9 protein-coding genes are annotated in these 8,471 nt (G+C 40.6%); 6 read left to right on the top strand and 3 right to left on the bottom strand.

Going from position 1 to position 8,471, the window contains the following annotated elements:
• Positions 1-76: 76 nt before the first annotated feature.
• From mgtE to Q0017_RS08665, 3 genes are all read left to right on the top strand, one after another.
• A complete protein-coding gene (mgtE, locus tag Q0017_RS08675) occupies positions 77-1,405 on the top strand; it encodes a magnesium transporter (RefSeq protein WP_298145439.1) in 1,329 nt (442 codons plus the stop codon).
• 12 nt (positions 1,406-1,417) lie between these two features.
• Positions 1,418-1,996 (top strand): DUF4112 domain-containing protein, encoded by a 579-nt coding sequence (locus tag Q0017_RS08670; RefSeq protein ID WP_298145437.1) that lies wholly within the window; start codon positions 1,418-1,420, stop codon positions 1,994-1,996.
• Between the two features lie 80 nt (positions 1,997-2,076).
• The gene (locus Q0017_RS08665; protein WP_298145436.1) at positions 2,077-2,526 is read left to right on the top strand and encodes a hypothetical protein; all 450 of its coding nucleotides are present in this window, start codon (positions 2,077-2,079) and stop codon (positions 2,524-2,526) included.
• Between the two features lie 60 nt (positions 2,527-2,586).
• Here Q0017_RS08665 and htpX read toward each other — a convergent pair whose 3' ends face one another.
• Together htpX and Q0017_RS08655 are read right to left on the bottom strand one after the other, a co-directional pair.
• The gene (gene htpX, locus Q0017_RS08660; RefSeq protein WP_298145433.1) at positions 2,587-3,492 is read right to left on the bottom strand and encodes a protease HtpX; all 906 of its coding nucleotides are present in this window, start codon (positions 3,490-3,492) and stop codon (positions 2,587-2,589) included.
• Positions 3,493-3,612: 120 nt separating this feature from the next.
• Positions 3,613-4,452: a lytic transglycosylase domain-containing protein gene (locus tag Q0017_RS08655; protein ID WP_298145442.1), complete on the bottom strand. Its 840-nt coding sequence runs from the start codon at positions 4,450-4,452 to the stop codon at positions 3,613-3,615.
• Between the two features lie 517 nt (positions 4,453-4,969).
• Between Q0017_RS08655 and ttcA the strand changes: the two genes are divergently transcribed.
• Positions 4,970-5,893, top strand: coding sequence for a tRNA 2-thiocytidine(32) synthetase TtcA (gene ttcA, locus Q0017_RS08650; protein WP_298145431.1), 924 nt, complete (start codon positions 4,970-4,972; stop codon positions 5,891-5,893).
• A 132-nt stretch (positions 5,894-6,025) separates the two neighbouring features.
• Complete coding sequence (locus Q0017_RS08645) at positions 6,026-6,409, top strand: SCP2 sterol-binding domain-containing protein (protein WP_298145428.1); 384 nt, start codon at positions 6,026-6,028, stop codon at positions 6,407-6,409.
• Between the two features lie 52 nt (positions 6,410-6,461).
• Here Q0017_RS08645 and Q0017_RS08640 read toward each other — a convergent pair whose 3' ends face one another.
• Complete coding sequence (locus Q0017_RS08640) at positions 6,462-7,574, bottom strand: transglycosylase SLT domain-containing protein (RefSeq protein ID WP_298145425.1); 1,113 nt, start codon at positions 7,572-7,574, stop codon at positions 6,462-6,464.
• A gap of 359 nt (positions 7,575-7,933) precedes the next feature.
• On the opposite strand from Q0017_RS08640, the gene greB reads away from it, so the two are divergent.
• A complete protein-coding gene (greB, locus tag Q0017_RS08635) occupies positions 7,934-8,419 on the top strand; it encodes a transcription elongation factor GreB (RefSeq protein ID WP_298145422.1) in 486 nt (161 codons plus the stop codon).
• Positions 8,420-8,471 lie beyond the last annotated feature (52 nt).

Genomic DNA, 8,471 nt, shown 5'->3' with positions numbered 1-8,471 from the left:
TCATTAAATCTAGTTAAATTTTCATATTTCATGGGACTAGTATAAACAATTTTTTACTTTCGCAAGAGGTCTAATAATGATGCACCTAAATACATTACGTGACTATATCAGCGGCAAGGATTGGCAAGCGCTTGAACAATTTATTGCGCAACAACCGATGCAACGTATTGCGGACAGCGCCAATGCTTTACACATACATGAACAAGTACAAATGTTGACACATATTGCTCAAGCAGGTCGATTGTTTGAGCATTTATCACATGCTACGCAGTTACAATTGGCGCAGCATTTGAGCATAGAACACATTGCAGCGCTGATGACGCAGATGCATTCTGATGATCGTACCGATTTTTATCAATGCCTTGTGCCCAAAGTTCAACAACAATTGCTGCAAGCATTGCCTGAGACAATTACACAACAATTGTGTCAACTAGCGGCGTATGCACAAAATTCAGCTGGTGCCATTATGAGCTCAGATTTTGTCACGCTGGATCCGCAAAGCAGCTTGGCAGATGCCATTGAAACTTTAAGACACCTTGCATCGGATCGGGAAACCTTATATTTGGTGTATGTGGTAGACGATGCACAACGTTTAATTGGCGTGATCTCGTTGCGGCAAATCATCCAAGCTGACCCACAGTGCAGGGTCGCTCAAGTGATGCAGCGTGAATTAATCACCGCTTATGTGGATGATGATCAAGAGCATGTTGCAAGCGTGTTGGCACATTATGATTTTTTGGCATTGCCGATTATTGATACTCAACAGCGCCTCGTGGGTATTGTCACTTATGATGATGCCATGGACGTGATTCGCGCTGAAACCGATGAAGATTTTTTAAAAAGTAGCGCAGTACAAACCCAAGGCAGTTTGAGTCTAAAACAGGCTTCTATCTTTAGCTTGTATAAAAAGCGCGTCTTTTGGTTGGTGATCTTGGTGTTTGGTAGTCTCTTGTCTGGGATGGGCATTGCCCACTTTGAAGACATTATTGCCACACATATTGTATTGGTGTTTTTTCTACCCTTGTTGGTGGGCAGTGGGGGGAATGCAGGTTCACAATCGGCAACCCTGATGGTACGTGCTTTAGCCACAGGCGATGTAGAATTAAAAGATTGGTTGGGCTTGCTGGGGCGTGAAACCTTGGTGGCGCTGTGCTTGGGCACCACCATGGCTGTGGCGGTGTCAATTTTAGGTTATATTCGGGGTGATATCATGGTGGCAGTGGTATTGGCTTTGAGTATGTTGGGGATTGTGCTGTTAGGTGCATTAATTGGCATGAGTTTGCCGTTTATTTTAAATCGACTCAAGCTTGATCCGGCAAGTGCCTCTGGACCACTGGTCACCTCGATTTGCGACGCAACAGGTGTCGTGGTGTATTTATTTATTGCGTCACGGCTTTTATTTTAATTGAAGGTAAGCATGTCAAAATCTCCACTGCACTCCAAAATGTCACGCCAAGAGGTGATTCGCTTGGAACGTGATTTAGCAAAATTTGCCAATATGATGGATTCGGTGGTGCGTATTCCATTTACCAAACAAGGTGTAGGTGCCGATGCTGCTTTGAGCACGGTACCGATTGCAGGCGATCTAGCCGGTTTTGCACTCACATGTTATGCCATATATAAAGCGCGACAATTGGGTGTGCCACAACAAAAACTCAATCCGGTGATTAAATTGGCACTGATGGATGCGGTGGTTGGCTTTATTCCCGTTGCCGGCACAATTTTTGATGTGTTTATTCGACCGAGTAAAAAGGCACTTGCAGTGGTGCATCAGCATATTCAAGACGAATATGGCATTCAAAGCGACCACCATATTGTGCATCCATTTTTACATGAAGAATTAGAAAAAAAGCAGCAAAATTCACGCTTTTGGCGCAATCCTGTGGTGGCTTGGTTGTGGGTGCATATTCCTGATCTATTGGGTATTGTATTTTTAGCAATATTTGCAATAGCGCTGTACTTTGGCGTGCTTTGGTTATGGGGCGTGTGGCAGTAATTTAGTCGTAGAGACAATCTTGCTTGATCAAAAATATTTTATGATGATCGCTACACAGCTCAAATAGGATGGAAGAGAATATGAAAGCATTGGGATTAATGTTGATTGCCACTGTGACATGTACCAGTGCGATCGCCAATGATTATACGCTCAAGAAAAAACAGATTCGCCAGAATTTGATTCAGTGCTTAGATGATCCAGATCATTATAATTCAGTGGGTTTTAATCAATGTATAGTGCAAGCAGGGCAGCAGTTTAAGCAAGCCGCAGACTTAAAAATGCAGCGCCATATTCAAACCGAGACTCAAGCGAGTATTCGTCAAGGATGGATAAAAGATCGAGCTATTCATCATCAAGCGATAAAAAGTTGTGACAATCAAACTGAGTTAAATTTTCAAGGCTATGCCTATGCAGCAAAATGTGAGTTAAAACGTTCACAAGATTACTATAGCTATAGTATGTTTGATGAAACGCCACATACTGATTGGACCACAGCCCAACATGTCGATGCGTTATTTATTGGCTATTGATCACTCATAAAAAAGCCCCCTAGATAGGAGGCTTTTATGGTTACGGCATTGGGGGCTTAATTATGGGCAATCGAGTTGTTGTAATGCAGCAACACGTTGTTCAATTGTTGGGTGAGTTTGGAACAATGCAGCTAAGCTAAAGCCTTGCTCTTGACCTGCCGAGATTGAAAACGCTTTCATTTCTTTTGGCATTTGATCTGGCATTTCAGTTTCAGCTTGTAAACGCAATAATGCAGAGATCATGGCTTGTTTACCGGCTAAACGCGCACCTGCTTCATCGGCACGGTATTCACGGTAGCGTGAAAACCACATCACGATGGCAGAAGCTAAGATACCAAACACAATATCTAAAACAATGGTAATACCAAAGTAAGCTAAACCTGGTGCTTCACCTTCTTCACGCCCAAAGATATTGCGGTCAATAAAATCACCTACCACACGTGCAAAGAACATAACGAAGGCATTGACCACACCTTGCACAAGCGCAAGGGTCACCATATCACCGTTTGCCACATGACCAATTTCATGGGCCAATACAGCACGTAATTCGTCTTTATTCATGCGCTCAAGTAAGCCGGTCGATACGGCAACTAAAGCATCATTTTTGTTCCAACCCGTGGCAAAAGCATTGGATTGGTAAGATGGAAAAATACCGACCTCGGGCATGCTAATACCTGCACGCTGAGACAGTTGAGCAACCTCTTGTAATAACCAAGCTTCTGCTTGATTACGAGGCGCATTAGGGTCAATCAGTTCTGTACCTGTAGTTTTCTTCGCCATCCATTTTGACATGAGCAACGAAATGATCGAACCGACCATACCAAAGACAAAACAGACGACCAATAGGTTGCCCAGATTCAAGCCACCCGCGCCATGGTAACTACCGACACCGAAGAGTGACAAAATAATGCCAGCTACAACCAGTACCGCGAGGTTGGTTAGCAAGAACAAACCAATCCGCATCATTGAGAAAATCCTCTTATCGTAAAAATATCATCTGATTTACTAATCGAAATCTTACTCAATATGCGGTGAATGGCATTAAAATTCAAGAAAAAATAACCAAACTTCAGTAAAAAACTCGGATTAATCCGCGATGGTAATTGAGGCTGATGCAGTGGCATGCCCTGTGCTGTATGAACCACGTACTGGACGGTCAGTGTAGCTACCATCGGCTAAGCGAATCACTTCACGGTTATAGCTTGGTGTGGTCACTGTAGCGCTAGAATTGGATTGCGCAATTAAAGTTGCACCGGCTGGAATAGTGTTGTTACTGGTCGCTGCTAAAGTTGCATTGTGGTTAGAGCCAATGCCACCGGCGTAGAGATTTTGGTAACGACTGTGTACGCGGCGTACATAATCTTGGGTTTCGCGAAAAGGAGGAATACCTCCGTATTTTTTTACATTACCTTCACCTGCATTATAGCCGGCTAAAGCCAAAGAGGTATTGCCCTTAAAACGTTTGAGTAACCAAGCTAAATATTTAGCACCCGCCATAATATTTTGCTGGGGGTCATAGGCATTGGACACATTAAAACGCTCGGCAGTCGCAGGCATCAGTTGCATGAGACCTTGCGCACCAACCCGTGAGCGAGCATTCACATCAAAACCCGATTCGGTATGCATCACCGCTTTAATTAAGCCGGCAGACACACCATAAGTTTGTGCTGCTTGATGAATAATACCATCAAAGGCATTTTTGTTACGACTTTGACTAGGTGCCACAGCGGCTTCGTTCGCGCCATAGTTACGATATTGATGAATATTACTTTCTGGATAATAGGTCTTTTTCTCGACCTTAAGATCGCTATATTTACTGTGCTTATTGGTCAGTAAGGTTGTGCCATTATGATCTTTAAGTTGATAAAGCGTTTCCCCTGCAAAACTTAAAGTACTTAAACACAATGTACCCACAGCGGTACACATCGCCCAAATGGTGAAGTCGATTTTCATTGTAGTAATTTAAAATCTGTCCCCAAACAGTGATCTTTAGTTTACCAAAAAAAAATGATTAAGAAAGTGATGCATTGTTTAATTATTAACATGCCTTAAAAACAGCAATTAAAAAATGGACAAAAAAAATCAAAAAAAAAGATTTTTTTTTATTTCCCGTAACTTGACTTATTTAAGTTGTTGATTAAAAAAGAATATTAAATTGATCAAAAAATGATCAATTTAAATAAAACCCTTTGCCCGTGGGCACGAGACCTTGTCAAGTCATAGAGAATCCACAAAGTTATCCACAGCTTTTGTGGAAAACTATATTGATGTAGACCTTGTACTCAAAAGTATTCTATTTTGACTTATTACTATTTTATCAACTGTTTAAAGTCAAAAGGATGACAGGGCTGACATTTGGACAGAATTTACATTCTTTTGCTGCGCTTTTGGTGTGAATCGGCTAAAATTCCGCGTTATTTGTATTTATGGGTTAATCTCGTCTATGTTCTCGCCAGTTGAGTCCAACCAAGGCTTTAATTTTAAGCCAGAACTCCCAACCAGCTCTGCCTACTATCGTCTTTTGAAAAAATTACGCCGCCAAGTCGGTCATGCAATTCGTGATTTTAAAATGATCGAAGATGGCGACAAAGTCATGGTGTGTATTTCAGGTGGTAAAGACAGTTATACCTTGCTTGATATTTTGTTGCAGTTTAAGCGTATTGCACCAATTAACTTTGATGTCATTGCAGTCAACCTTGACCAAAAGCAACCGGGTTTTCCAGAAGATGTATTGCCACGTTATTTAGAAGAAAATAACATTCCGTACTATATCTTAGAAAAAGACACCTATAGCATTACCAAAAAATTGACGCCAGAGGGTAAAACCTATTGCGCAGTGTGCTCACGTTTACGCCGTGGCTCTTTATACGGTTTTGCACAAGAAATTGGTGCAACCAAAGTGGCGTTGGGTCATCATCGTGATGATATTTTAGCAACTTTCTTCTTAAATCTTTTCCATGGCGGCAGCTTAAAAGCCATGCCACCAAAACTATTGTCTTCAGATAAAAAGAATATCTTGATTCGTCCATTGGCTTATGTGGAAGAAAAAGACATTATTAAATACGCAGAAATGCGCCAGTTCCCGATTATTCCTTGTAACTTATGTGGTTCACAAGACAACCTACAACGTGCCATGCTCAATGACATGTTACGTCAATGGGATAAAGAGCATCCAAAACGCTTGCACAGCATTTTTGGTGCCCTACAAAATGTATCGCCATCACAACTGGTTGACCGTGAACTATTTGACTTTGAAGTCTTAGACAGCCAACGCGAATTTGACTTTAAGGGTTCGTGTACTGTTGATGAAAGTGAAGGTGCGAGTAAACGCATTAACATGGTGAATTTAGGCTTTGCCGCTGAATAAAGCTATGTAGCGAATCAATAGGTGTCTTGTAGGCACCTATTTTTTTATGTTAAAAGCATGGGTCAAAACTTAGATTACATGCTATAAAAGGCATGATAACTTTAGTAATAACAGTAAAATTGAGGATAAAACATGCCAGCGTTTTTAACGGATGATTGGTTTACAAAAGTAGAAGCGTTAACTGCACAAGCCGGTGATTTAAATTTACCCCCAGCATTAAATGCGCTCGCGATTAATTTAATTGTCACTGATGCGGCACATCAAATTGAGCTTGCCCTTGCTAGTGGTAAATTACAAAAAGGTCTTGCTGAACACGCTAAAACCACCTTAACCATGGACGCTGAAACATTACGTAAAGTATTTTTAGAATATGACATGAGTGCCGCAATGCAAGCGTTTATGACGGGCAAGATTAAAGTCCAAGGTGACATGTCTCAATTAATGTCACTGCAAACCGCTAAAGCAAGCGCTGAACAAAAAACATTGTTTAAAAATATTTTGGCAGCAACCGAATAAAAATGTTTGTGCCATAAAAAAAGCTTAACCTAAAAGGTTAAGCTTTTTTTATTTAAATACTCACCAATTGTGGTGTAGTTTTAATATGCTCTAAATACGCACGAATACGTGTCACGTATTGTACTGCTTGACGGTAACGACCATTGCTGGCTTTATTGCGATCAAGATAGGCATATAGGTGAACCCAATTGTTAGGATCTTTACCTTGTGCTTTAATTTTTTTCTGAATGCCACTGAGTGCACCCGGACCCATATTATAGGCCACTAAGGCATACCAATTACGATCAGGAAAAGGAATATGAGAATAACGCGATAACATCTGATCATAATACTTTGCACCGCCTTGGATGCTTTGCTTAGGATCAGTACGGTTACTCACACCCATCGCTCTTGCGGTATTATTGGTCAGCATCATTAAACCGCGCACACCTGTAGGTGATACAGAGTTCGGTTTTAAATACGATTCTTGATAGCCAATGGCTGCTAATAAATGCCAATCTAAATCATACTGTTTTGCAGTTTGCTTAAAATTGGTTTTATAAATCGGCATGCGATTTCTTAAATCACGCTGAATGATTTGCCATGTTTCAGGCTTCACCACATTTCGATTATAAAAAGACGCCAACTGACGCACAGAGCCGCTTTGTTTGGCACGACACACAAAACCATTGGCTGTTTCAGACAAAGGGTCATCGGCATGTTTAAATACCCAATTTAAGTCAGTATTTAGACCATTGGTTTTGAGGCTACTTAAATCACCACAACTGGCCGAAAAAGCGGTCAGCTTTTTTTGTTCAATGCTAGGCAGTGTGGCTGTGGTCATGGCAAAATTTGCTTTACCTTGCGCCACCCATTTAAGCGCAGTGGCATTGTCATTGACCACTTTAAAATCAAGCTTAACATTCAAGCTATTGGCATAATTACGCACTAAGTCATAGCCAAAGCCATGTAAGTGACGACCGTCTTCAAACACGGTGGTCGGATTGCCCACACTGACCACGGTCAGCTTTTTTTGAGCGATCACTTGATCATATTGATTGGCTTTACTCGCGTTGATGCTATTAAATGGAATAATTGCTGTTACAAGCGCTAGGACTTTAATTGGAAGAGAAGAAGTAACAGATTTAAGGCTAAGCCTCGCGCCTGAAGTTGAACTACTGTGCATGTTGTCTCCGCTACAAGTAATTTATGCCCGTCAAGTCAAAGCCATGCTTTTACTTGTTCAAGAGTGATAAATTCAATTCGGGGTGGGCATTCATGAACGTCATTCAAAATGACATGGACAAAGTGGAAAAAGAGCTAGAAAAACTACAATGATTAAAAAACATACAATAACTAAACATGGCGGCATAATAAAGGCGAAAATTTAGCTTGTCAAATTTTGTGCAAAAAATAAATAACAAAATATTTTTAACATATTGATTTTTATATAAATAAAAAAATATATTTTGACAATTAAGCGTTTTTTGTTATAAGCGATTTAAAAATGTTTTAAATTTAGGCAAATTTAACTGCGCAATTGATATGAAATCCAACCTGATTACCCGTAGCGGACATGATAAATTGGTCGCTGAGTTACAGCGTTTATGGCACACCGAACGCCCCGAAATTACTCAAAAAGTGAATTGGGCAGCAAGCCTTGGCGACCGCAGTGAAAATGCTGATTACCAATATAATAAGCAAATTTTACGTAAGATTGATCGCCGTGTGCGCTATTTGGGTAAGCGTTTAGAAGAACTCAAAATTATTGATTTTTCTGAGCAGCAACTGGGTCGAGTCTATTTTGGTGCGTGGGTTGAGATTGAAAATGATGTAGCTGAAACAAAATGCTTGCGTATTGTTGGGGTGGATGAAATTTATGACCATCATCCGCAACATATTTCAATTGATTCGCCTATGGCACGTGCTTTACTCGGCAAATCTGTAGATGATGAGGTGAGTGTGGTGACACCATTGGGTAAAAAAAATTGGTATATCAATAAAATTAACTATGAAAGACCTGAAAACTAAAGTTTTTTATAAAAATTGCAGCTATTTTGTGCAAACAATTTAAAAAACACTG

Origin of the sequence: uncultured Acinetobacter sp. (assembly GCF_947624825.1) — a bacterium.
Taxonomy (GTDB): domain Bacteria; phylum Pseudomonadota; class Gammaproteobacteria; order Pseudomonadales; family Moraxellaceae; genus Acinetobacter.
Note: the sequence above shows the minus strand (reverse complement) of the source record. Positions and strands in the feature narration are given on the sequence as shown.

Excerpts from the sequence above, each read along its gene's own strand:
- greB (WP_298145422.1), top strand. The coding sequence starts at position 7,934 with ATGAAATCCAACCTGATTACCCGTAGCGGACATGATAAATTGGTCGCT.
- Q0017_RS08640 (WP_298145425.1), bottom strand. The coding sequence starts at position 7,574 with ATGCACAGTAGTTCAACTTCAGGCGCGAGGCTTAGCCTTAAATCTGTT.
- htpX (WP_298145433.1), bottom strand. The coding sequence starts at position 3,492 with ATGATGCGGATTGGTTTGTTCTTGCTAACCAACCTCGCGGTACTGGTT.
- Q0017_RS08665 (WP_298145436.1), top strand. The coding sequence starts at position 2,077 with ATGAAAGCATTGGGATTAATGTTGATTGCCACTGTGACATGTACCAGT.
- Q0017_RS08645 (WP_298145428.1), top strand. The coding sequence starts at position 6,026 with ATGCCAGCGTTTTTAACGGATGATTGGTTTACAAAAGTAGAAGCGTTA.
- mgtE (WP_298145439.1), top strand. The coding sequence starts at position 77 with ATGATGCACCTAAATACATTACGTGACTATATCAGCGGCAAGGATTGG.
- Q0017_RS08670 (WP_298145437.1), top strand. The coding sequence starts at position 1,418 with ATGTCAAAATCTCCACTGCACTCCAAAATGTCACGCCAAGAGGTGATT.
- ttcA (WP_298145431.1), top strand. The coding sequence starts at position 4,970 with ATGTTCTCGCCAGTTGAGTCCAACCAAGGCTTTAATTTTAAGCCAGAA.
- Q0017_RS08655 (WP_298145442.1), bottom strand. The coding sequence starts at position 4,452 with ATGTGTACCGCTGTGGGTACATTGTGTTTAAGTACTTTAAGTTTTGCA.